Raw genomic sequence first — 24,723 nt, forward strand, 5'->3', positions numbered from 1 at the left:
ATGAAATAAAAAATGTAAAGAATTTGCATGTAATATCAAATTATTTGTAATCTCTGCAAAATTAAAACCATATACAGTCTTAGAAAAATAAAATATAACTGTCATATAATGACATATTTAAGGAGATTGATATGGTTTTCCGAATTTGGAGTCATTCCTATAAAGAAGGTGATGAAATGCCCAATGCCCAACGTTATCATGGCATGGGACAGAATGGAGGTAATCTTTCCCCCTCTTTATTTTGGGAGGATGCTCCAGATAATACAAAAAGCTTTGTTATAACCATGTACGATCCTGATGCTCCAACCGGGTCTGGATGGTGGCATTGGGTTGTTGTCAATATATCACCCAACATAACACATCTGGTTGAAGGGGCTTCCTCCAATAAATTGCTGCCTGAAGGTGCAATCGAGATTCGAAATGATTTTGGTCAAAAGGAATACGGGGGTGGAGCACCACCACCTGGAAAACCGCATCGTTATATAATTACGATTCATGCATTGAATATAGCAAGAATAGATGTGACACCTTCCTCAACCCCAGCTTTCGTCGGTTTTAACGTGCATCATCATTCTTTGGCTTCTGCACAATTGATCTGTCATTTAAAAGGTTGAATGAATTATCACAATCATTGTTTTACAGATTGTGATAATTTGATCAATATATCGCTAATTTAAAAGCTACCCTTCAAAACCGTTGGGGTTTTTACTTTGCCAGTTCCAAGAATCCTGTACCATATCATGCAGATTCAATCTCGTTTCCCAATTCAATAATTTTTTGGCGCGATCAGCATTAGCCCAATATGCCGGTAGATCTCCATCACGGCGTGGCGCAAAATGATATGGCAATTTTTTTCTGAACACATTTTCAAAAGTGGCTATAACCTCCAGTACACTATTTCCCTGACCGGAACCCAAATTGAAAATATTCACTCCTGATTGGGTGTCATTATAGTTGAGTGCGGCCAAGTGTCCCTCAGCCAAATCCATAACATGAATAAAATCCCTGATGCACGTTCCATCTCTGGTTTCATAATCATTGCCGAATACTGCAAGGGAGTCCAATTTTCCAATAGCTACCTGAGTGATATAAGGCATGAGATTATTGGGAATACCCTGAGGATCCTCGCCAATCAATCCTGATGGATGCGCTCCTACGGGATTAAAATATCTTAATATTGTAATGGACCAGTCCTGGTCCGCGATTGATAGATCCTGAAGAATTTTCTCAATGAAGAGCTTGCTGCGACCGTAAGGTTGGGTTGGCTCTCCGGTTTCCATGGTTTCGATATATGGAATAATCGGCTGGGTTCCGTAAACAGTTGCGGATGAACTGAAAATAAATTTTTTGACGTTGGCCTTTTTCATGGCATCAAGCAAATTGATAGTACCATAAACATTGACATCATAATATTCCAATGGTTTGCGTACCGATTCACCAACGGCTTTCAGTCCTGCAAAATGAATAACTCCCTTTATATTGTTTTCTTTGAATATGGTGTCTAAAAGATCTTTGTTTCTAATATCCCCTTGATAAAATCTTGGTCGTTTTCCAGTAATCTTTTTAATGCGATCAAGAACGATTTCCTTGCCGTTATAAAGATTGTCAATGATAACTGGATCAATACCTTGTTTTATTAGTTGAATACAAGTATGGCTTCCAATATAACCGCAACCACCTGTAACTAATATTGTCATGAATATGGCCCTATATTTAAAAATTAAATTATATTACTATTCAAATTAAATCGGTCAGCATATTACTGTACTGGGATTTGTAAATAAAGAAATTAATTAGTCCCATGAAATGTTACAATTCAAAAAAGAATAAAATTTTTTAATGATATTTTAATATATTCTAGGCTAAAAAATGCTAACTAATTTTTTGATATGATCGATTATTAAATTTTTTACATATTTATCAATAATATATATGTATTATTCACATATTATTTTTGTTTAGGATTATTTACGTTTTCAAAACGTCATGAATTTGTTAAATTTATACTGAATTTGTCCGATTTACCTATATAAATTTAAGTTGAATTTTAATTCTGAATAAAATCAGTATCTTAAAAATAATTATTATGTTAATAATTTCATTAATTACATCATAATTATAATTGTGGTAAAATTATAATTATATATTGAAAATTGGTTTCATATTGCTTAAGTGAAATATTAAACAATTGGAAAGATTGATTTAGATTATTTAATTTTTTATTTTATAGGGATAAAACTGTTATGGCTGGTAATAATATTATTTCAAGTGATACGGATTTTAGGCATCTTGTTATTAAGAATGATTATCCAATATTATCCGGTGGCCGTTGGACCGCAAAACTAGATGATGCCGGGAATACTGTCTATGTAAGCAGTGGTATCAGTGTCAAGGGGCCAGTAAACATGATTCATGGCATATTGGATATTGAAAGTGGTGCTGTCGTAAGTGGGTTAAATGAAATAGCGAATATGAGTGGATTCAATGGTGATCATGCTAATCCATTAATTAATGTTAAGTCAGGTGGTGTGATTAAAGATTCCAATCTTATAAATGGTGATATTCATATTTATAATGGCGGTATCTCATCCGATAACTCTATGGTATCAGAAAAAGTGACGATAGATAATGGCGGAATTTCAAATAATGATACATTCTACAATCCAGGTGATACAGCAGAAAGTGGCGGTACATTAATTAATAGCAATTTGAAGGGGGGATCAAGCTCTTTCAGAACTGCGGCAAACAGGTCAGACATTTACTACGCGTCAGGTGCCGTTATGACCGATCATCATATGCCTGATATTACCTCCATTAATTCAGGCGCTCAAAATGTTAAATTACATATAGCAAGTGGGGCTGTATATAATGAACCTGAAGACTATGTCCCGCCTGATTTTACAAATTATCCGATAGAAAATGACTATCCTCTGTTAACAGGTGGCAACTGGATCGCGGATGTGGATGAAGAAGGTAAAACCTATTTTCAACGGGAAGGACAGCCCAACTCCGAAAAGATTTATGGTCCTGTAGATATGATTCATGGCATATTGACTATTCATAGTGGGGCAGTCGTGGATGGTCTCAATCAAATAGCTAATATGAGTGGCTTTAGTGGTGATGCTAATCCAACTATAAATATTCAGTCGGGTGGTAAACTGACAAACTCCACGGTTTTTAATGGTTATCTTAATATATCCAGTGGGGGAATTTCACAACACAATAAATATATATCAGAAGTATCCAAAATTGAAAATGGTGGAATATCTGATGATGACACTTTTTATAATCCTACCACAAGTAAGGATGTTAAAGATAAAGATTATAGAAACGGAGGTATATTAAAAAATCCCAATTTGGTAAATGGATCAAGCTCTTTTCGTACAACAGATGGTGCAGGTCAATATACTATAGCAAATGGCGCAGGGTTTGTTAATCCTCATATTGATAATTCAGCAAATGCAAATGGAACAGATATAACATTACCCGTTAAAGGTGATGAAACATATCCATGCTTTTTAGCCGGAACTTTAATCAAAACTGATAGGGGTGATATCGCGGTTGAAAATCTTGGGGTGAATGACAGGGTTTATATTCACACAGAAAACGGGTTGCAATTACAGCCCATAACTTCCATAGTCAGTGATACACATTTTGTTAACACGCATTTGCCCGATGATGAGGGTGGATATCCTGTCTGTATTCTGAAAGATGCCATTTCCGAGAATATTCCGTATCAAGATACTTATGTAACACCTGAACATTGCCTGTTTATTGATGGTAAATTTATACCCGTGCGTATGTTGGTCAATAATCATTCCATTTATTACGATCATTCACAAAAAATGTACAGATACTATCATATTGAAACAGGAGAACATTCTGTCATCACGGCGAATGGGATGCTTACTGAAAGTTATTTGAATACCAGGGACACCATCAAGGATGTTGAAAATAATGTTATCCGGTTGCCTAAAAATTGGGTAAACGATGCCGCGGCTCCATTAAACGTTGATCGTGATAGTGTGGAAAAAGTATATAATTCCCTCTTGGATCAGGCTTTGGCCAAACATATTGATAGAAAAGGCAGAAAACCCCTAATTACAAATGATCATGATATTTGCCTTATAGCCGATAATGGCAATGTGATCGAAAAGCGAATTGATAATGGAAAAGTAACCTTCGTTATTCCAAAAAATACCAGGAATGTCCGGATTGTTTCCCGTGCAAGCCGACCAAGTGATGTTATTGGTCCATTTGTTGATGATAGACGCTATCTCGGTCTATTGATCAAGAGCATCAAGCTTTTCAATAAAAATAAGAGTTTTGATATTGATGTTCATCTCAGTGAAGAAAATCTGGATGGATGGCATAAACTGGACAGTGATTCAGTCAGATGGACAAATGGCAATGCCTTTTTACCTTTGGAGGATTATTGCAAAGACGATAAATGTGTTCTCGTTCTGGAAATCGTTTCTGCAGGTCCCTATGTTCTTGAGGAAAATGAAGAACACAAAAAAGCGGTAGAACAGTAAAATCGGATTTACATGACGTCTGAATCATCAAAGGATAAAAAATCCTATGTAAATGTGACACCTGTACCTACTCAATCGGCACCCAAAGAAATCCGATATGATTTCAATTTGGGTGCCAGAGTAATGCTTCCCAAAAGAGAAAAGGGGTTATGGAAAGTTACATTGCAAGATCTTGATACCGGCAATATCCTGTTCCAAGGTCAAGTCGCTGGGGGAACGGTCAGTTCCTCCAAACGTTTTTATGTAAATTTTAAAATTACTGTGGAGGAAATAGAAAATAACGTAACCAGACAATTGTTCAATCATCAACTGGATCTAAAAGATAAAAAGGTTGTCATTCAATGTCCGGTTGGAACAATCGGTGATACTTTTGCCTGGTTACCCTACGCCATTGAATTCAAGAAAAAACATTCGTGTAAGCTGCACTGTATAATTGATGAAAAATTTATTGATCTTTTAAAAAAATCATATCCAGAAATCAATTTTACAACAATGAAAAAGGCCGAGGAAAATAACATATTTTCTGATAGTTATGCCTGTTATTATTTTGGTCTGTTTTTCAAGGACGAGCAAAATTTATATCAGCCATGTGATTTCAGGTTGGTGGGGTTGCATAAAACTGCAGCTTACATTTTGGGGTTGTCGACAGAAAAAGATGAGAAACTAACCCTTAGATTACCTGATGAATCCAGGCCTATCAAAGAAAAATATGTATGTATTGCCGTTCAAGCAAGCTCTCAATGTAAATATTGGAACAATCCCAAAGGTTGGGAACTTGTTGTTGATTATTTGAAAAGTCAAAACTACAGGGTGATCTGCATTGATCAGAATACCATCTCGGGACATGGTATAATATTTAATTCCATACCTTACAATGCGGAAAATGAAACAGGAAACCGGCCTTTATCAGAACGCGCAAGATGGTTGAAACATGCTGAATTTTTTGTTGGATTGAGTTCAGGATTGTCCTGGATGGCGTGGACAATGAATATTCCTGTTGTCATGATTTCCGGATTTACCCATCCCATGAACGAATTCTATACGCCATATCGGATTATAAATTGGCATGTGTGTAATTCCTGCTGGAATGATATGAAATATGAATTCGAACATGATAATTATACGTGGTGTCCACGACATCGTGATACGCCCAGACATTATGAATGTACGAAATCAATAACTTCAACTTTTGTTATTCAAGTCATTCAAAAATTGATTTCAAATATAAATAAAGAATGATTCTACCAGAAAATAAATTTATTATCATGGAAATATAAAAAATCCCTGATAATAAATTTTAAAAACAATTAAATTGTTCCTAATTATATATAATAAATTAATTAAAATATTTTCCTAATATCAATAATAAAAAATTACATAAATATCTTGTTAAATAATTTTTTTACATTACATCAGTTTTATTAAGTAATTCACATTTTATATTTTGTAAAATGCTAATAATTGTTTTCTTATTGAAATAAGATGTTGGGTTGTATTTGTTCCGAGATTTCTGATAATCAGGCAATTCTTTTTGAATATACAGGTCTGGTCAAACTTCCATATGAATGCATTGTTATAAACTTTTATGAATAAAATTGATATTTTAATATAAACAGTTGCTATTAATTTTTATTTGCATATAAAATTGATTTCTATTCTCATTTTATGCTCTAACTCATTGATTCGATCACATATTTGATTAAGGAAAGTAATTTATAATGTTTAAGAAATATCTTTTGATAGGCTGTACAATCCTATTTTCAACACCAGCCTTGGCTGTAGAATATCCCATTGGCAAACCACAGATATGTGGAAATATGGAAATTGCAGCAGTCTATCTGCAACCTATTGAAATGGAGCCTGACGGTATCATGTTGTCAGCGGCAAAATCTGATGTTCATCTTGAAGCGGATATTCATGCAACAGCCAATAATAAAAATGGTTTTCAAGAAGGCAGCTGGATGCCTTATCTACAAGTATCTTATGAATTAACCAAAATTGGTGATGAGAAAAAATTACAAGGTATACTTCATCCAATGGTTGCAAATGATGGACCGCATTATGGCGAGAATATCAAACTTCTGGGAGCGGGAAAATATCATTTAAAACTCACGCTTCTTCCACCGGCCAGAGAATCCATGTTTGGTCGTCATGTTGACAAGGAAACGGGTGTTGCACCCTGGTTTGGGGAATGTGTCACACAATATGACTTTACATATGCCGGAACTGGTAAAAAGGGTGGGTATTAATATTTAAAGCAGCGACTAAATATAAATTATTAAGACGTTCAACATATTTATAAATAAATATTACATCTTAATAATTTGAGATTGTTTATTGATAACCCAATCATTAAAAGCATATTTTCGGATATTCAGAATGAAAAAATTTTATGCTGTTTTGTCATTGTTTTCCATTTGGCCAGTACACGTTTTCGGTGCACCACTTCAAAATTATGATATCACCATCACGGATGGTGTTTTTAAACCCTCATCAATAGAAGTGCCGGCAAACCAGCGTTTTAAAATTACCATTAAAAATACAGGTAAAGTACCGGCTGAATTTGAAAATCTTTCTTTAAGGGTTGAAAAGGTCTTGGGGCCTGATGTGACCTCTTTCGTGGTTATACATCCGCTTAAAACGGGGAAATATCATTTTATCGATGATTTTCACGTCAATATGCCAGGCTTTGACATTATTTCCAAATAGGAGTTTTTATTATGGGTGCGCCTTTGTTTATTGTATGGCGTGAGAGCGTTGAGGCATTACTGGTTATAGGCATTTTATATGCATGGCTGAGAAGGGAAAATCTGGTATCCCTGACAAGACAGCTATGGATTGGAACGGGACTTGGTCTGGCGCTTGCAGGATTATTGGCTGTTGCATTTTGGATCGCCAGCACTTGGTTTGCCGGTGCGGGTGGAGAATGGTTTTTTACCATTATGATGTTTGTCGCGGCATGTTTGATATTGCAAATGGTAATCTGGATGCATCATCATGGTCGAGGTATGAAAAAGCATCTTGAACAGGAGGCAGCCGAAAGTGTACAGAAATCCGGAAGTGGAATAGGGATTCTTCTTTTATCCATGCTGGCAGTTGCAAGAGAGGGATCAGAAACAGTTGTATTTTTGGCAGGTATTGGTGCGGAACAAAAGGGATCTTCATTGGGGTTATTTATACTGGGCGGTTTTTTGGGATTAATTTTGGCATTGCTAACATTTTGGTGTTTACAGAAATCATTTAAATTCATTTCATGGAAATGGTTTTTTATTGTCAGTGAATTTCTTTTGCTTCTAATTGGTGGTGGACTTTTTATAAGCGCCATTGATAAAGCCTCTGTCCAGATTGCCGCTTATGATATTCCGGAATGGATTTATAATTTTATGGATAATCCTGTATGGAGTACCGCAGGGTTTATTCCTGACAACAGTACCTTAACAGGTTTGACAGGTTATCATGCGGAACCTTCATTAATGCAAATTTCAGCTCTTGTTATTTACTGGTTCATTGCCATTTTATTGTGCAACGTAACTTTTAAAAAAACTTATTAATACAATAAATAACATTGGAACAAATAATGAGGGTTTTGCTGAAAAAGGCAATTAATCAAACGGGAATTGCTATGCAACGTCATCAAACCATTATTCAGGGAATTAAATGGTTTGTTGTTGCAATTTATTTTTTGCTTCTGATTATTCCCGCCTTAATGCATTTACCCCCAAAACATTCGCATATTTTTAACAATATTGTTTTATTTGCCCAATTTGTTTTTTGGGGAATCTGGTGGCCCTTTGTAATATTGTCAATGTTATTTATAGGACGAATTTGGTGTGGTGTATTTTGTCCAGAGGGAACTTTGACGGAATGGACATCCAAAAATTTCGGACGAAACAAGAAAATCCCCCGTTTACTCAAATGGAGAGGTTGGCCGGCGATTGCTTTTATATTAACCACTTTGTATGGACAACTTATAAGTGTTTATGATTATGCGATACCTGCATTATTGATACTGGGAGGTTCAACAGCAGCAGCAATAGTTATAGGCTATCTATATGGAAATGGTAACCGTGTCTGGTGTCGTTATCTGTGCCCGGTTAATGGTGTGTTTAATCTTCTTTCTCGGCTTTCTCCTTTTACTTTTAAGACAGATCAGCAAAAATGGTCAGAATTTCAAGAAAAAGAGCATTCAAATCCGCATTGCCCACCAATGATTAATATTCGACAGCTTCATGGCGTTTCAGCTTGCCATATGTGTGGACGTTGTGCAGGCTATAGAAATGCTGTCAGTTTGCAGACGAGATCCGTAAATGAAGAAATTCTTGTTTACGGTAATGAACAGCAAAATATTTGGCAGATCAGACTATTGTTATTCGGTATGATTGGCGTTGCTATTGGAGCATTTACGTGGACGGTTTCGCCTTGGTTCGTTTATTTTAAACAATATTTGGCAGAATGGTTGGTTAATCATGAAATATTTTGGCCATTGAATGCAACGGCTCCCTGGTGGATTTTAACGAATTACCCTGCCAACAATGATAGTTTCAATTTGCTGGATGGCTTTTGTGTCAGTTTCTACATTCTTGGATCCGGAATCCTTTATGGCGTGTGGTTAACATTGATCTACAAATTTTTGGCCAGACTTTATCATAAACCTGATTTTTATCTATATTTTTCCCAAGCGCTCATACCTTTGGCAGCGGCAGGTCTTTTTCTCGGTCTCAACGCAACAAGTGTCAAATTACTTCAATATGAGGGGATTGTCTTTTGGTGGCTAAAGGACATGCGTGCGATTATTCTAGGGGGCGCCAGTATTTGGAGTTTATACTTGGGCTATAAAATTCTTCGGAAATATAATAAATATTTTTATCAAATGTTTTTATCGTTTACCCTTTATACTGTATCTGTAATACCCGTTGTTGGGGCATGGGTTTTAATGTTTTGGATATGGTAAATAATTGAAAACATTAATAAATGAAAACCCTATCTTTTTTATTCTGTAAATAGGGTCGGTCTTTATTGAACCCCTATTATATAAAATAATAAGGGTTTGTGTTTCATAAATCAAAATTGATATTAATCTATTGTCATTAAAGAGGCATTTCCCCCTGCAGCAGTCGTGTTATTGCTTATGGAGATCTCTTCCATGAGAAGATCCGTATTTTCGAAATTTTCATCTACATCTAGTGCAGAAATAATTCCATTGTCTGAAAATGCCATGTTCTGACGAGCCTCTTCAAATTCGGGAACATCTTTTTCACCCAGAATGATCGTGCAAGGTTGCTCATTCATTGATTTTACCTTTCTGATGTGTAATGACAATTCATGGGGCAATTGTGAATACCATTCTGTGATCTGATCAGGTGCAAAAATCAGGACTGAATTTCCACATTTCAGGGATAAGGAAATTTGTCTCAATAAGATATCTCGTGTTTTAGCGATACATAATACTGTTCCTCGTGGTGAGAGAGAATAAATATTTTTTTCACCCACTGGTCCATTTAATTCAATATTTGAATTTACTATTGTATGGGATAACAGATTTTTTGCTGTAGAAACAAAATTCTTTTGATTGCTTGTCAACCAGTCCAGCCACTGCTGTGCAATGGGGGGTAGAGATTGTTTGGGGAATTCATCGAAAACGGGGCTTTGTTGCAACATCCTTCTTAGAATGAAGGGTGCACCTGCCTTTGGACCTGTTCCGGAAAGACCTTTTCCCCCAAAAGGTTGTACGCCAACAATCGCCCCGATGATATTACGGTTAATGTAGATATTACCTGCATTAATTTTTGTTGTTACATCCTCAATGGTTTCATCAATACGGGAATGAATACCAAACGTTAACCCAAATCCTGTTTGGTTTATCGATTTAATTATATGGTCAATCTGATCTCGTCTAAATCGAACAACATGAAGGACAGGACCAAAAACTTCATCAGGAATATCGGATATCTGATTGATTTCGATTATGGTCGGCATCATAAATGTACCATTTTCTGTTTTTTCAGGTAAAGGTAGGGACCAGATCTTAAATCCTTTCTTTTTCATATATTCGACATGATTATTTAGACGATTTAATGCATCCTGACTGATTACAGGACCTATGTCGGTTTTGAGAGAAAGAGGTTTATCTATAATAAGCTCCTTGGTTGCACCCCGTAACATGGTAATAACCCGATCCGCGCAATCTTCCTGAACGTACAATACCCTTAGGGCAGAGCATCGTTGACCGGCACTGTCAAATGCAGAACTGATGATATCAACAACAACTTGTTCAGCGAGGGCAGAGGAATCAACGATAAGTGCATTTTGTCCGCCTGTTTCAGCCACAAAAGGAATAATGTTGCCTGATGGAGATCTTCTGCTGGCAAGATTTTTAGAAATTTCACGGGCAACTGCTGTTGATCCTGTAAACATTACTCCATGAACTTCCTTATTTGAAATAAGAGATGCCCCAATATCTCCCTTACCGGGTAATAATTGAAGAATTTCTTCCGGTATACCCGCTTCATGCATGATTTGAACTGCCTTAGTGGCAATTAAAGGCGTTTCCTCGGCTGGTTTGGCAATAACAGGATTTCCGGCAGCAAGAGCTGCAGAAATTTGCCCGATAAAAATGGCCAGTGGGAAATTCCATGGGCTGATGCAAACAACGGGTCCACTCAATGGTGCGTGAGTATTATTATTGAAAGTTCTGGCAACTGTTGAACCATAGTATCTAAGAAAGTCAATCGCTTCTCTTACTTCAGCCAGGGCATTGGGAAAAGATTTTCCCGCTTCACGAATAATCAGTCCCAATAAAGGATACAATTGCTCTTCCAAAAGATCTGCAGCTTTCAACAAGGGAACAGCCCTTTTATCAGGATCCAATCCAGCCCAGTCCTTGGCACCCTTTACTGCCGATTTGAACGCACGATCAATTTCCGCTTGTGATGCCTCGATAACTGTCCCTACCTTATCGTTATGATCAGCAGGATTTAAAACATCCAATGGTTTGTTTTTGAACTTAGTTTTCTTTCCTGCAAGAATTGGAAATGCTTCCCAAGATGCTGGAGAATCTTTAAGGGCCTTAGAAAGATCATGTAGGGTAAATTCATTATTGAAATCAATGCCTCTTGAATTCAGTCTTTCCTGACCATAAATGGAGCGTGGTAAACGGATGGCTGGATGAGGACTGCCAACAGGATTTACTTTCAGAGCTTCATCCACAGGGTTTGCAATCAGTTGATCAATTGAAATGTCACTGTTGCCAATCTGGTTTACAAATGAAGAATTAGCTCCATTCTCTAATAATCTGCGAACAAGATAAGCAAGCAAAGTTTCATGTGTTCCCACAGGGGCGTATATACGACATGGTCGTGAAAGATCACCCGCTTGTACGATTTTGCTATATAACTGTTCACCCATACCATGGAGACACTGAAATTCATATTGTTCAACATCATAATCTTTTCCTGCAAGTGCATAAATTGTTGCAAGTGTTCGAACATTATGTGTGGCAAACTGTGGAAAAATTGCGTCTCTATTGGCCAATAATTTTTTCGCGCATGCAATATAACTAATATCTGTATGAATTTTGCGGGTATAGACAGGAAAATCGGATTGACCTTCAACCTGCGCTTTTTTAATTTCACTGTCCCAATAGGCACCCTTTACCAAACGCACCATCAATCTGCGGTTTGTTCGACGAGCCAGATCAATCAAATAATCCAGGACATAGGGAGCTCTGCGGCCATATGCTTGGACAACAAAACCAATACCGTTCCAGTTTTTCAGATCTGGGTGATTACATAAGGCTTCCATCAAATCAAGAGAGATTTCAAGGCGCTCACTCTCTTCTGCATCAATATTGATGCCAATATTATATTGTCGTGCAAGAAGAACCAAATTCGTTAAAGTCGGAAGAAGTTCTTTCATGACTCGGTCATATTGGGAACGAGAATAACGGGGATGTAAAGCGGATAATTTAATGGATAATCCAGCACGTTCATAAACCGAGTTACCATGTGTTGAACGGCCGATTGCATGCAAAGCATTTTCATAATCAACCCTGTAACGTTCCGCATCTTCTTCTGTTATCGCAGCCTCGCCAAGCATATCGTACGAATAACGAAATCCGATATCCTCCATTTTTCTGCTTTGGTTTAAAGCCTCTTCCATTGTTTGGCCAAGAACAAATTGTTCACCCATCATGCGCATAGCTCGATCAAGGGCGATACGGATTATGCTTTCACCCTGCCGCTGAACCAATTTTGTAAGGGTTGCTGCAAGATTTTTTTCCTTTACAGGTGTAACGAGTTTTCCTGTCAAAGCAAGTCCCCATGCGGCGGCATTGGTGAAAATAGGTTTCTTGAAACCTGCATGTGATATCCAGTCACCAGTGCTGATCTTATCCCTGATTAATGCATCACGTGTTTCAGTATCAGGAATGCGTAAAAGAGCTTCGGCAAGGCACATAAGTGCAACGCCTTCGGCGGAAGATAATGAAAATTCCTGAACAAGAGTCTCGACACCCTTCAGGTTGCGATGTTCTCTTAAATATTGTGTTAATGATCTTGCATGTTCCGATATCTGTCTGTTCATTTCATCAGATAGGGTAGCTTGTGGAAGTAGGGTTTTGACACATTCCGTTTCTGGAAGTCGTATTGTCGCCGTAATTTTATCTCTTAAAGAGTTCTGAGTGCGTATATTATTGTCAAATTGAGAAAAAACAGACATAAAAATCCTCGAAACTGAAAATATAATATTTAAGATTATGTCGCTTCTTACATAATTTATCCATTGAATAAAACAAGAATTATATAAATATGATAATTTTATTATAAATTTTATGTTTATTTATTGCGCTATTGTTCTAATTTAATAATGAAAAAAACAGGATATGAATTATGTTTGCGTAATTATGTATTTAACTGCAACGAAATTATTATATTGTAATTTAATCGGAGATGGGTAGCTTTACCTTAGGGAAATAATTGAAAATATTACATATTATTTGAGATACTGATTGAAAGTGGCAGCTTAATGAATCGTATATTTGGTGATAAGTTATTATTGTATTTTTATAGTAAAAATTGTTTTCGATTCTGTTTGAGAATATGGTGTTCATCAAAAATGGATATTGAATAATTTGTTTAATTTATTTTCAAAAAAAATCATTCCATTAATAGGTTGTTTATTTTTTTCAAGTTGTAATCATTCACAAAAATCAATTTTGTATCACTGGCAAAAAAAACAGCAAATGATCGTTGTTATAACTGATGGATGGTATAGTAATAGGGGAAAGTTATACAAATTTGAATATTTGCATTCAAAATGGCACAAAAAAGGAAATGGTGTTTCTGTATCTCTAGGTAGTCAAGGATTGGCTTGGGGCAGGGGATTGCATCCATTTATCCAAGAAGGTCTGTACAAAAAAGAGGGTGATAAGCGCAGTCCAGTTGGAATGTTCAAAATAGGTTTTGCATTTGGTTATAGGAATAATCTTTCTATAAATTATCCTTACCATGTCATGACACAATATGACTACTGTATTGATGATCCTACATCGTCTCAATACAATCAAATTATTGATAAACAAATTTTTTCTTTAAAAGAAAAATTTATTTTGTCTGAACCTATGCGTAGGGATATTCATTTTAAAGGGGACCAACTTTATAAATTAGGTTTTGTCATTGAACATAATGAGAAGAATATTCCTCATTATGGAAGCTGTATCTTTGCACATTTAAGAAAAAATGCAAATGCGGTGACTTCAGGTTGTACAGCAATGGATGAAAAGGATATGACACAAATTCTTAGATGGCTTAATCCTGATTATCATCCAATTTATGTATTATTACCTAAAGTTGTTTATCATCAGAAACAACAGGTTTGGAATTTGCCGTCTATGAAAAATGATTAAACAGTTTTGCGAAAAATTGGAAATGCGCCCTGCTGGATTCGAACCAGCGGCCCACAGCTTAGAAGGCTGTTGCTCTATCCAGCTGAGCTAAGGGCGCAAAAAATAATTTCAGTGAGTCCAGTTCATTTTCCGATTGTTGTGAAAATTATCTTCATAATTTTTGACAACATAATGATGACTACCTGGTTCTTCTAAATCATAAGCAATTGAATTCTTTTCTGCATATTGAATTGCTTGATCTTTTGTAGGGAAACTGAGTTTTACTTCAGTTTGTGTCTCACTACATCCTACCCATCCAATTAAGGAATCGTGTGATCGAGGGGAGGATTGTCCATAATCAAGAATCCATCTATGACTGCGAATTTTACCAGATTGTGTAGCCTTTTGAGTGCATTTATAAATTCGCGCCCGTGTCATGAAAACCTCTTTTGCTTATTAAAAAATACCCAAGGATTTTAACCCAAGGTCTTTATTAATGGTCGGGGAGCCCGGATTCGAACCGGGGGCCTCTTGTACCCAAAACAAGCGCGCTAGCCAGGCTGCGCCACACCCCGAATGGCCTTATAGCTATCCTGTTCTGCGCTATAAGGCAAGTTATTTTTTTATAAAATATGCTTTTTTTTATTTTTTTTGGGATTTGATAAGAGGGGGTGCAAAGGCGGGGGCCATATCCCATGGGAACAGGATCCACATATCCTGTTGAACTTCCATGATAAATTGATCAGTATATTCCTTGCCGGCAGGTTTGGCATAAAGGCAGGCAAAATAAGCTTTTGGTAACAACTTACGAATAGCTTTGGCAGTAATTCCCGAATCAACGAGGTCGTCAATAATTAGAAAACCATTACCATCTTCGGTAATGGAGGGATTTTTAATGATATTTAATTCACCTCTTTTTTCCTCATCATAAGTGACAACTGATATTGTATCAATCAAACGAAGTTCCAATTCACGTGCAATAATTCCCGCGGGAATTAACCCGCCACGGGTTATCGCGATAATTCCTCTGAAATTAAAATTGCTCAAGCGTTCAGATAATATACGGGCATCTTTGTGTAATTGATCCCAGGAAACGGTCATATATTTGGTAGCCATTAAAATAAAGAACCTCCATTTGGAATTGAGTAATCTGGCCGAAAAGGAATGTAATAACTTTTGGAATCAGGCATACAAAGCACTATCGTGTCGAATGCAGTTGATCCCTGATGGTTGAAAGGTAAATTAATAATGGCACAAACATGTTTTTCCAAGAGGGATTCTGGCAAAAGAGTGGGTAAATTAAGTAAAATAAAGTATTTTTGGAACCAATGACTGAATCAGAATCAATTTTTAAAGGAAAACTTCCCTGCTTATTGCTAGGAGTTACCCTTTCGTTTGAACCTGCCCTGATGTTTGATTTATCACTCATAAAGAATCCATGGTAAAACGGTAAAGAGTTTATAACGAAACGATCCAAACAAATATATCTTGTTTATTTTAATATGGGAAAATATTAATGTAGAATGAAACTGTATATTTTATGATTACAATATTTGTTACAGATATTAAATATAGGCTTTTAAATATTGGAAATTCGTTTCAAGATTTCAGAAGTCAAGACGGATTATATGAATATGGATAAAAAAAACCTAATTTCTTATTGTCTAGACAGTTTGGTTGTCATCTTGATTTTTTTAAGTGCATGTTCAGCTTCTGATACACCTCCTCAAAATAGTATGAGGTTAACCTCAGACAGGGTCGCTCGTTTTTCGATGCAAAGCAGGGATTTCGATATAACTGATAGATCAGAGCTTATGCGTGCTGTAATGAATGTTGTCCAAGATCAGCATTATGTTATAAGAGAGGTGAATGCGGGGATTGGCACCTTATATGCAGACCAGACATATGATATTGGTCAGCCTTTGAGTTTTTTTGGAATTCCGATCACTCATTTCCATCAAAAACCGTGGGCGGGTGGAAATTTGGCAATTCAGCTGGGACCGTTTGAACTGGCTGGTGGACAAAATAGTTTATATGTTGCCAAGAAAAACAGTTCTGTTTCTGTTGTGCTTTTGCCTTTGGAAAATAATAAAAAAGGATTTCAAATTCATGTTTCAATTGAAATGCGTGATTTTTTCAATGACGGACATGTCGGTGAAATCTGGTTGGTCCGGGATCCAAAAATTTATCAGAATTTCTTTGATGCTTTGTCAAAAGCAATTTATTTACAGGCTCAATCCTAATGAAAATTTTTCATTTATTTTCTGTGGTAGTGGTTTTATTGTTGGCAGGATGTAATGGGAATTCCATACCAACAAACCTGAGATTGACTGCCTTACCGACAGGTCAGCTTCGTAATATGCAAATGCGGCAATTTGATCAGTCAGATATAAATAGGGTTAATCGAGCCGTAATTAAAACACTGGTCAGTCTGGATTTTCAAATTGTCAGGGTGGATGATCTGAGCCATCTGATTGAAGTCATACGTCTGGAAAACGGACATATTATGCAGGCAAATATAATGTCAATATCAACGGTGAACCATGGTACGACAGTTCGTATAGCTTTGCGCTACAATCAATATCCCGTAACGTCACCCCAAGTTTATCAGGAATTTTTTGATACGTTGTCACGTAATTTATCCTGATCTCTAATAAATGGCGTTGGCGTTCAAGAATGTGGCTTGAGACAACTGATTGAAAAAATTTTGATAGAATTCAGGGTTTTTGTCCAATGGCAAGTTATTCATACGAGCCGTAGCCCTGACGATAATATGATCTTTATTGGGTTGTGTCGTAACGGTAATTTCAATTATGTCATCTGTAAAATGGATTGCCGTGACAAAACCGATCTGATCATTTGATCTCACAATGATATATCCCATGTCTTGCAGCGTAGATGAAATGGCCTGGATCATTTTTTGCTGATCCGTAGTTTCAAATGATCGACTCTGAACAGCCCTTAGTGCAAGAGTCTGTTGCGGTTTTGCCAAAACAGTTTGAAGCGGATTTAATAAAACCATGATCCCAATGAAGATTTGGCCCCAAAGGGATATAGAAATATATATACGAGAAAATGTTTGCATTCCTAGAAATTGCTATATCTATAAGAATAATCTCTAACTTTTTGATTATGGTCAAATTTCACAATCAAGGTGAGTGTTCGTTGTGACGTGCTGGATGTATTGGCTTTGTTTCCCAACCCGAGGATAACAATGGTTGCCCATCCTCCCGAACTGGAATGTGTACGCATGGTTGAAATCCGATCATACACCCATACTTCCTGATGTTGATCATCGGAAGTTACAATATTGGGTGGCCCAAAAATTTCAACAACCGAGGCATTACTCATACCTTTATGAAGTTGGCTTTCAATGGTTCCAAGAGTCAGATGGGCATCTGTATTTTGAGCCGTCTGAGCATCTTGGGCCTGTTTTGATGCTGATTCACAACCAGCCATGAGTAAAACTGTGGTGGGAATAATCACATATTTGAGAAAGCGCATGATGTTTGTCCATTATTAAATAGAGAAGCCATTATTTACAGTAAGGTTAAAATGGATGATTTTGCAAGAATAGTGACCGGGATAGTGGTTCAAAAAAATTCTTTTGATAAAAAACAGGGTCTGCTATATTTTCATATCCGGTTGAGGAAGCGCTGAAATTATTGTAAATTTGTCCATTGACTCTTACAGCAAATTTATTTCTATCAATGGGATATGTCATTACACTCAATATTATATTGCTGTTTTGTTGTGCCGTTACCTCGGAACTGTCCAAATTGACTTTTACAATATTAAAACCTTGATCCTGCAGTGTTGTAATAATGGTTTTCAATAAAATATCTCGATTAGGTGCCTCGAATGTACGCGTTTCATTTACACGTTTTTGAGTGGCGGGAAGCACAGATTCATTATTGTTTGAACAAGCTGTCAGTGAGAAACATGACAACCCCAATATGCAAAGAAAAAATTTAAGTGTCATTTTCATCGGGATGTGTAATTTTGATGAAGGGATAGTGAATAGGAAAAGGCATCAAAAAACTGTTGATATGTTACAGGGGATCGAATGATTTCAGATTGTCTTGGAGGACCACCGTTTAAATTTGCACCTTCTTCACCATTATAAAGTGGATAGGCACTTAAGGATAGGCGTGCAATGATTGTATGAACAGAATCATTTTTTAAACTTAAAGTTAAAGTTGCCAAAATAACCTGATTTAAATCAGGGTGAGTCTGGTTGGCTGCGATAAGCCCCATGGCAGGTGAAGTTTCTGTAATAATAAATCCAAGATCCTGAAAGGTAGACAAAGCAATTTGATAGGCTTGAGAAGAAGATAAATTCGGGAATTCCCTTGTCTGTAAAGTCCGTATTTCCATTGTTGTCAAAGACTTGTCATTTTTTGCATGAACAGATAAGGGGATTACTGCCAATGTAATTCCGATAATGATATTCAAATTCAAATAATTTTTGATAGTTAGCATTGGTGTATCCGGTTTGGAAAATCATTCCGTTATTTTTTTACATTTGAAATTATTATAATATAATTTGGTAAAATGGTTTATTTAAAAATCCCAATTTGATTTTTCAATTATCTTAAATTGTTTTTTGTTTTTTGTCTTTAAAAATGAATAGTTTTGGCAAGTTTTGCCTGATTTTATTTTATTGATAATTACTTGTTATACGGGACTCAAAGCTTGGCTTTGCTATGCCATACTTGGCAAGAATATAACATTGGATTACTATCATTAAGTTTAAAAGATATTTCATAAAATTTGCGAGCAAATATGACATTATTTCTTCTTGACAAACAGAATCTAAAAAAATCAGAAATAATGACTATTAATGATCAAATTATTTATGAAAAATACGATTTGATCATCAAAATTTTTTCTCAGTATTGTCCAGATATACAATTGGCTGAACCTGTTGTTACAGAAAATCAAAATAAAGATACGTTATTGATTTCCTGGTATGTGGATACCTTTGAAGAGCCAAAAATAATAACTGGGCCGCAAAAGCAGCAAATTTATCAGAAAATGGCTATTTCATTTAAAAATTTGTTTGAAAATATATCCAAAAAAAGTTCGAGCGGAAAAATTGTTGAAGCTGTTTTACATATTACGGATTTTAGGGATATTCTTACAAGCGGGGATAAGATAATTATTAAGAATTGGGGAGCAAATTCTTTTCAGGACAATAAAAAATCAGGAATATATTTACCATCATTGTTTCAATTTTCATCTGAGCCCAAACCTGCAAAAGACGCTATTTCACATTTCTCTGATGAAAAAAAGGTAAATGGACAAATAAAGTCATCTATTAAATCACGAGAAAATTCTACGGTAAATCCTAAAATATCATTACGTTTTCGGTTTTTGACAAATTTCAATAATCAATTTGTTTTATCTCGATTAATAGCGGCGATTTTATTTTTTTTTATAGGTTTATTGTTGGGTTGGCGAATAATTTTTGCTGAACATCCAATCAAAATTAATGGAATTACAGTTCGGGAAGCTCATAATCTTGTTAAACAATATCCGCAAATAGAGAAATCCAATCATGATCTGGAAACAGAAATTAAGATTTTGAAGGATAGGTTAGAAAATCCACCCTGTAACATAAGGGAATCTCGTGCAGATCCATCATTAAATAAAAGTTTAGAACATCCATTTACACCAATGACTTCAACCGGAAAAATTTTTGAAGGTAGTTTACCGGAACTGCTTGAAAAAAGTACTGTTTTTATAATGGTGTTAAAGGACGATGATGTATCTGCCGCTTCGGGTACAGGATTTTTCGTTACATCCGACACAATCGTGACTAATCGACATGTGGTTGAAAATGCCAAGAACAATTCTGTAATGGTTACCAATAAGTCCTTGGGACAGTTGAAACTTGCTCATGTTGTTTCTGTAAGTCAGACTACAGAAAATGGAGGACTGGACCTGGCAATTCTTAAGGTTGAAAATGCGCCACCGCAACAACCTCTGAGTTTTTCATTAGATGCACGACCCTTACAGGATGTTGTCGCTGCAGGTTATCCGGGAATCATGATAAGCCAGGATGATGCGATGCAAAGGCTGATGAAGGGTGATCTACAAGCAATTCCTGGTGTTATATTGACCAAGGGACAGATTAATGGAATTCAGAATAATCACAATGGCGAAAAAATAATGCCTCATAGCGCAATGGTTTCCCCGGGTAATTCTGGAGGTCCACTGGTTGATCTTTGTGGAAGGGTAGTTGGAGTAAACACGTTTGTAACGATGGATCAGTATACATCCTCCCATGGTAATTATGCACAAAAATCCGACATGATTGTTAGAGTCTTACAATCCTCAAATCTACCTATCCAGGTTCAATCGGGAGCCTGCCAGCCTGAACCGGTTGAAAAGCAAGACCAATCGACTGACAAGCCCGCATCTAAATCTGATAAATCCGAGCAGGATAATAATAAATCATCTTCTGATCCTATTGAATCTAAAAAGGATAATTCAAAATGAAATTGCAATTTATTCCAGGAAGACCGATTGTTACAACCAATTTCAATAAGGCAAAACCGCTTGGAATGAATGGTCAGTTGATATTGGAAAACTGGCATATTCTGCATGACCTCTTGAAGAAGAATGTCAGTCCTGAATGTGCCGCTTTATTGCTTGAACCTCAATTGGATCGGGGACGAGGAGAGGTTGATTGGTATTTGCCTGTCGACAGCCAAAATCTCCCTGTCAAACATTTATCAAAAGAGGAGAATTTAAAAGAGGCGTATGATTATATCGAAGAAGGGAAAAAATACGCTCAGTGTTTGATAAACTCTCCAGATTCATTGCAAAAGCAAAAAGGCAAGCTTCTTTTGGATGCATTACAATTTCCCAATGACGAATTCATAATCGCAACCCCTCATGGACCAGCCATATTGGAATGGGGACATGAATCAAATCAGCCTTATTCAAAAAAGGAAGTTTTGTCCGCCAAGGGAAAGGAGAGGAATATGAAAGTTATGACAATTCTTCCTCCTCCAGTTTCACCATTTAATAATCGCATTGATAACAAAAATTTTTGGCCATGGATAACTAGTGGTCTCATTTTACTGTTATTGATGATATTGCCATGGTGGAAAGGAATCATATCAATAAATTATTGTCGTTATTATTGGTTTTTACCTTTGGTGTTGTTTTTTTTGACATTGCTTGTTGTTGGCGTGATACTAAAAAAACAAAAAGATCTTCATTCTTTGGTCAATAAGGAATGAACCTGATGCTTTTGGTATTAAGTCGACAAAAAATCAATCGGTTAAAACCTCTTTTTAATCGGCAACAGAATTTTTATCGTCAGATATATAATGAAATATTAACCTATAGTGATGCGGATCACGCAAAAATTTTTGCTCAGCCAGAATTCAATAACGATATCGTTCGTTGGAATGCGGAGGGACAAACAAGTTTTTCATGGAAAGAACTTGATCAAAATCAGCAGCAAAAATTATTACAGGCAACACGTTCAATTTTGCTGGATATTGAGGAAATCATTCAACGTTATCCTGGTCTCACGCTTTCAAGATTTTTCAATCAATGCCGTCAATTTCCTGGCTTGGATTTTTTGTATGCCGTTGATGGAAAACCTGTAATCACTGCATGGGGTTTTTCATGTGACCAGAAAACCTATGATCCATTGATGGGTGTTGAGAGAAAAAAGAGAAATCATTTGTTTTTTTGGAACAGATTTCCTTGGATTACAGCATTGAGTGCTTTTGCATTAGGTTTATTGATGTCAATATTTTGGACGGATGAAGATTTAAATGGAAAAAAATGTGAAATCATTTATCCTTCAAAAAATAAAGTCAGGCATGTTATGAATGACAAAAAACGTCAGGATCGATTGGCGGATGAACGAAATAAGTTGCTTGAACAGTGGAATATTTTACAAAATCAATGTCGAATTCCTTCGGTAAAACCCTTAGTACCTATTGATCCAACAAAAATTGACCCTTTACCACCTCCTGAACAATTACCTGAAATACCATCCCTGAAAGATAATCCGAATTTATCTGATATAGAAAATTTGCAGAAAAAAAATGTTCCAAAACCTCCCGTAAATTCAACTGTTCCACCAAAAACAGATGTTAAATCCAATAACAAGGTTGATCTTCCAAAAGAATCCTGGAACAAGAGAGACACGACAATGTTAAAGGGATGTTGGCATTTGACAACACATCTAGAATTATATACGCACGGTTTATTTTTCAATTCTCATCAACCTGTAACCAACTGGTCCTTGTGTTTTAATCCGAACGCGGCGGGTCATCAGGTTTTAACAAGGCGAGATGGTGGGACATGTCAGGGACCTTTATATGCCGGGTTTCAGGGTGAACAGCTTGTACTGAATCAACCAGAGGACTGTCAGGGGGATTTTCATCTTATCAGTGGTAAAAATGTTTGTACAAGATTGAATGATCGCGAAGCAAGATGTACATATATAGACGCAAATGGTCATCAGTCCACAGGTATATTTAAACGATAATCAAGATGATGTTTCGTAATTATTTATTTCTAGTTTACAGTTTATTTTTATTTTGCTTGCAAGTGAATGCTGCGGAACAAACATATCATCTGGATGGACATGAAGGAAATTGGACAGCGTTTCATTATTCACATATGAAACAGCAAATTGATTCATGTCATGTTCTTTCAAATGATCTGGTTCTTGGGTTTGAAAGGGATGCAAATAATGTTGGTTTGATTTTATGGGATTCAAAAGGTAAGCAAATTCCGGGTAAAAATAAAAATATAGCCTTGACAATTAATAAGGAACATTTTTTGTTCACGATGAAAGCGATGGATAAGAATATGTTGATGAATCGTTTGAATTTAAGGGATTTCAACTATTTGTTGCAAAAATTATCCTATGCAGATTTGGTTGTTGTTGAATATGGTCAGCAACCCGTAAATATTGTTGATTTGCTTGGATTGCCATCCATGTTAAGCAAGTTTAATTATTGTATAAGCCAGGCTAAATTCGGATTTTCAGAAAAATGAAAACCATTTTCCCTAAAATATATATATATTTAGTTTGGAAAATGGTCATTAAAGATAAGAAAAACAAAAAGTTTTTATTTTACTACTTTTACCCATTGATAGGGATCAATGACATTTCCGAATTGAATGTCAATCAAACTTTTACGAAGGTCTTGGGTAATTTTTCCTGATTTACCTTCATTTATAATATATTCGCCTTTTGAGTTTTTTATTTTTCCAATAGGCGTAATGACAGCGGCAGTGCCACAGGCAAAGATTTCAGAGATTTTTTTTGATTGAATATCGTCAATCAATTGATGGATTGAATATTTTTCCTGTTTAACGGTCAGTCCCTTATCTTTTGCTAAGGTAATAAGAGAATCACGGGTTACCCCAGGTAGAATGGTTCCACTTAAGGGGGGGGTTAGTAAAGTTCCATCTTTGAATACAAAAAAGATATTCATCCCTCCCATTTCCTCAATCCATTTATGCTCTACAGAATCAAGAAAAATAAGTTGGTCACACTGATTTTTTGTAGCTTCCTGTTGGGCGGCAAGGCTGGCTGCATAATTTCCACCACATTTAACCTCTCCAGTTCCACCGGGGGCCGCCCTTGTATAGAATTCAGAAACCCATACAGATACAGATTGCGCATCTTTGGAAAAATAGGAACCGGCTGGCGAGGCAATCAGCATAAACAGATATTCCGGGGAAGGTTTAACACCAAGATAAGGTTTACTGGCAATCATGAAAGGACGGAGATATAGAGAACCTATCTCCTGGTCTGGGATCCAGTTCTTTTCCGCTTTAACAAATTCATTAATGGCTTGTAAATAGAGTGATTCAGGAAGTTGGGCCATGGCAAGCCTCTTGGCCGAATTGGCAAAACGTTTTGCGTTGGCTTCTGGTCTGAATAAAAGAATACGACCATCATTTGCCTTATAGGCCTTCATGCCTTCGAATATTTCTTGTGCATAATGAAAAACGCAAACGGCAGGATCCAAACTAATTGGTCCGTAAGCCTTGATTTCCGCATCATGCCATTTCTTTTCATCATTATAATGAATTACCAACATATGGTCTGTGAATTTTTGCCCAAAACCAGGTTTTTTTAAAATTGCCTCACGTTCCTTTTTTGACAGGCTGTTTGGATTTTGGGAGAATTTAATCGGAAATTGTTTTCCGGAATTCATTTTCTTATCTTTCTTTTATCTTTAGTTTTAAGTAATTTTGTTACAAAATATACAACAGCAAAATAGATTGTTATGCAAGTTGTTTTCAGTAAAATTTTAA

Annotated in this window: 24 protein-coding genes and 2 tRNA genes; 14 read left to right on the top strand and 12 right to left on the bottom strand. The window is 36.3% G+C overall.

Annotated elements, in window-relative coordinates:
- The first annotated feature begins 131 nt into the window (after positions 1-131).
- Positions 132-614 carry a YbhB/YbcL family Raf kinase inhibitor-like protein gene (locus tag H3T57_RS02695; RefSeq protein ID WP_110438103.1) on the top strand — a complete coding sequence of 161 codons (483 nt, stop codon included), beginning with the start codon at positions 132-134 and terminating at the stop codon, positions 612-614.
- 66 nt (positions 615-680) lie between these two features.
- On the opposite strand, the gene galE is transcribed toward H3T57_RS02695, so the two are convergent.
- A complete protein-coding gene (gene galE, locus H3T57_RS02700) occupies positions 681-1,697 on the bottom strand; it encodes a UDP-glucose 4-epimerase GalE (protein ID WP_155566891.1) in 1,017 nt (338 codons plus the stop codon).
- 546 nt (positions 1,698-2,243) lie between these two features.
- On the opposite strand from galE, the gene H3T57_RS02705 reads away from it, so the two are divergent.
- From H3T57_RS02705 to H3T57_RS02730, 6 genes are all read left to right on the top strand, one after another.
- Positions 2,244-4,535 (top strand): Hint domain-containing protein, encoded by a 2,292-nt coding sequence (locus H3T57_RS02705; protein WP_198193107.1) that lies wholly within the window; start codon positions 2,244-2,246, stop codon positions 4,533-4,535.
- A gap of 12 nt (positions 4,536-4,547) precedes the next feature.
- The gene (locus tag H3T57_RS02710) at positions 4,548-5,774 is read left to right on the top strand and encodes an autotransporter strand-loop-strand O-heptosyltransferase (RefSeq protein WP_155566889.1); all 1,227 of its coding nucleotides are present in this window, start codon (positions 4,548-4,550) and stop codon (positions 5,772-5,774) included.
- 479 nt (positions 5,775-6,253) lie between these two features.
- Positions 6,254-6,784 carry an iron transporter gene (locus H3T57_RS02715; protein WP_198193108.1) on the top strand — a complete coding sequence of 177 codons (531 nt, stop codon included), beginning with the start codon at positions 6,254-6,256 and terminating at the stop codon, positions 6,782-6,784.
- A gap of 130 nt (positions 6,785-6,914) precedes the next feature.
- Positions 6,915-7,244 carry a cupredoxin domain-containing protein gene (locus H3T57_RS02720; protein ID WP_155568187.1) on the top strand — a complete coding sequence of 110 codons (330 nt, stop codon included), beginning with the start codon at positions 6,915-6,917 and terminating at the stop codon, positions 7,242-7,244.
- An 11-nt stretch (positions 7,245-7,255) separates the two neighbouring features.
- The gene (locus H3T57_RS02725; protein WP_110438097.1) at positions 7,256-8,086 is read left to right on the top strand and encodes an FTR1 family protein; all 831 of its coding nucleotides are present in this window, start codon (positions 7,256-7,258) and stop codon (positions 8,084-8,086) included.
- Between the two features lie 26 nt (positions 8,087-8,112).
- The gene (locus tag H3T57_RS02730; protein WP_110438096.1) at positions 8,113-9,486 is read left to right on the top strand and encodes a 4Fe-4S binding protein; all 1,374 of its coding nucleotides are present in this window, start codon (positions 8,113-8,115) and stop codon (positions 9,484-9,486) included.
- A 122-nt stretch (positions 9,487-9,608) separates the two neighbouring features.
- Here H3T57_RS02730 and putA read toward each other — a convergent pair whose 3' ends face one another.
- Positions 9,609-13,250 carry a bifunctional proline dehydrogenase/L-glutamate gamma-semialdehyde dehydrogenase PutA gene (gene putA, locus H3T57_RS02735; protein ID WP_198193109.1) on the bottom strand — a complete coding sequence of 1,214 codons (3,642 nt, stop codon included), beginning with the start codon at positions 13,248-13,250 and terminating at the stop codon, positions 9,609-9,611.
- A 523-nt stretch (positions 13,251-13,773) separates the two neighbouring features.
- On the opposite strand from putA, the gene H3T57_RS02740 reads away from it, so the two are divergent.
- A complete protein-coding gene (locus tag H3T57_RS02740; RefSeq protein ID WP_198193110.1) occupies positions 13,774-14,436 on the top strand; it encodes a L,D-transpeptidase in 663 nt (220 codons plus the stop codon).
- Positions 14,437-14,459: 23 nt separating this feature from the next.
- On the opposite strand, the gene H3T57_RS02745 is transcribed toward H3T57_RS02740, so the two are convergent.
- The 5 genes from H3T57_RS02745 to H3T57_RS02765 all read right to left on the bottom strand — a co-directional run bounded on the left by H3T57_RS02745 (position 14,460) and on the right by H3T57_RS02765 (position 15,844).
- Positions 14,460-14,533: transfer RNA gene (locus H3T57_RS02745), tRNA-Arg, on the bottom strand.
- Positions 14,534-14,544: 11 nt separating this feature from the next.
- Positions 14,545-14,853 carry an NADH dehydrogenase ubiquinone Fe-S protein 4 gene (locus H3T57_RS02750; RefSeq protein ID WP_198193111.1) on the bottom strand — a complete coding sequence of 103 codons (309 nt, stop codon included), beginning with the start codon at positions 14,851-14,853 and terminating at the stop codon, positions 14,545-14,547.
- 59 nt (positions 14,854-14,912) lie between these two features.
- A tRNA-Pro gene (locus H3T57_RS02755) sits at positions 14,913-14,990 on the bottom strand.
- Positions 14,991-15,057: 67 nt separating this feature from the next.
- Positions 15,058-15,531: a xanthine phosphoribosyltransferase gene (gene gpt, locus H3T57_RS02760; RefSeq protein WP_110438092.1), complete on the bottom strand. Its 474-nt coding sequence runs from the start codon at positions 15,529-15,531 to the stop codon at positions 15,058-15,060.
- A gap of 82 nt (positions 15,532-15,613) precedes the next feature.
- On the bottom strand, positions 15,614-15,844 hold the full coding sequence (locus H3T57_RS02765; RefSeq protein ID WP_198193112.1) for a hypothetical protein: 231 nt from the start codon (positions 15,842-15,844) through the stop codon (positions 15,614-15,616).
- Between the two features lie 205 nt (positions 15,845-16,049).
- On the opposite strand from H3T57_RS02765, the gene H3T57_RS02770 reads away from it, so the two are divergent.
- Both H3T57_RS02770 and H3T57_RS02775 read left to right on the top strand, forming a co-directional pair.
- On the top strand, positions 16,050-16,658 hold the full coding sequence (locus tag H3T57_RS02770) for a hypothetical protein (RefSeq protein WP_198193113.1): 609 nt from the start codon (positions 16,050-16,052) through the stop codon (positions 16,656-16,658).
- Positions 16,658-17,062, top strand: coding sequence for a hypothetical protein (locus H3T57_RS02775; protein ID WP_198193114.1), 405 nt, complete (start codon positions 16,658-16,660; stop codon positions 17,060-17,062). The genes H3T57_RS02770 and H3T57_RS02775 overlap by 1 nt, the downstream gene beginning before the upstream one ends.
- Positions 17,063-17,065: 3 nt before the next feature.
- Here the strand turns inward: H3T57_RS02775 and H3T57_RS02780 are convergent, their stop codons facing one another.
- The 4 genes from H3T57_RS02780 to H3T57_RS02795 all read right to left on the bottom strand — a co-directional run bounded on the left by H3T57_RS02780 (position 17,066) and on the right by H3T57_RS02795 (position 18,897).
- Positions 17,066-17,437: a hypothetical protein gene (locus H3T57_RS02780; protein WP_198193115.1), complete on the bottom strand. Its 372-nt coding sequence runs from the start codon at positions 17,435-17,437 to the stop codon at positions 17,066-17,068.
- Positions 17,438-17,502: 65 nt separating this feature from the next.
- The gene (locus H3T57_RS02785) at positions 17,503-17,919 is read right to left on the bottom strand and encodes an outer membrane protein assembly factor BamE (protein ID WP_155565537.1); all 417 of its coding nucleotides are present in this window, start codon (positions 17,917-17,919) and stop codon (positions 17,503-17,505) included.
- Positions 17,920-17,965: 46 nt separating this feature from the next.
- Entirely contained in the window at positions 17,966-18,397 is a 432-nt protein-coding gene (locus H3T57_RS02790; protein WP_198193116.1) for a hypothetical protein, read from the bottom strand.
- Positions 18,398-18,399: 2 nt separating this feature from the next.
- A complete protein-coding gene (locus H3T57_RS02795; RefSeq protein ID WP_198193117.1) occupies positions 18,400-18,897 on the bottom strand; it encodes a hypothetical protein in 498 nt (165 codons plus the stop codon).
- Positions 18,898-19,200: 303 nt separating this feature from the next.
- On the opposite strand from H3T57_RS02795, the gene H3T57_RS02800 reads away from it, so the two are divergent.
- Genes H3T57_RS02800 through H3T57_RS02815 form a run of 4 tightly spaced genes read left to right on the top strand, consistent with a single transcriptional unit; the run spans position 19,201 to position 23,451 of the window.
- Positions 19,201-20,919, top strand: a complete 1,719-nt coding sequence (locus H3T57_RS02800; RefSeq protein ID WP_198193118.1) for a serine protease — start codon at positions 19,201-19,203, stop codon at positions 20,917-20,919.
- Entirely contained in the window at positions 20,916-21,668 is a 753-nt protein-coding gene (locus H3T57_RS02805; RefSeq protein ID WP_198193119.1) for a hypothetical protein, read from the top strand. Before H3T57_RS02800 ends, H3T57_RS02805 begins: the two co-directional genes overlap by 4 nt.
- Positions 21,669-21,673: 5 nt before the next feature.
- The gene (locus tag H3T57_RS02810; RefSeq protein WP_198193120.1) at positions 21,674-22,936 is read left to right on the top strand and encodes a hypothetical protein; all 1,263 of its coding nucleotides are present in this window, start codon (positions 21,674-21,676) and stop codon (positions 22,934-22,936) included.
- Positions 22,937-22,941: 5 nt separating this feature from the next.
- Positions 22,942-23,451 (top strand): hypothetical protein, encoded by a 510-nt coding sequence (locus tag H3T57_RS02815; RefSeq protein ID WP_155566873.1) that lies wholly within the window; start codon positions 22,942-22,944, stop codon positions 23,449-23,451.
- Positions 23,452-23,525: 74 nt separating this feature from the next.
- Here H3T57_RS02815 and H3T57_RS02820 read toward each other — a convergent pair whose 3' ends face one another.
- Positions 23,526-24,623 (bottom strand): branched-chain amino acid aminotransferase, encoded by a 1,098-nt coding sequence (locus H3T57_RS02820; protein WP_155569306.1) that lies wholly within the window; start codon positions 24,621-24,623, stop codon positions 23,526-23,528.
- Positions 24,624-24,723 lie beyond the last annotated feature (100 nt).

Origin of the sequence: Commensalibacter sp. W6292M3 (assembly GCF_016101315.1) — a bacterium.
GTDB lineage: Bacteria > Pseudomonadota > Alphaproteobacteria > Acetobacterales > Acetobacteraceae > Commensalibacter > Commensalibacter melissae.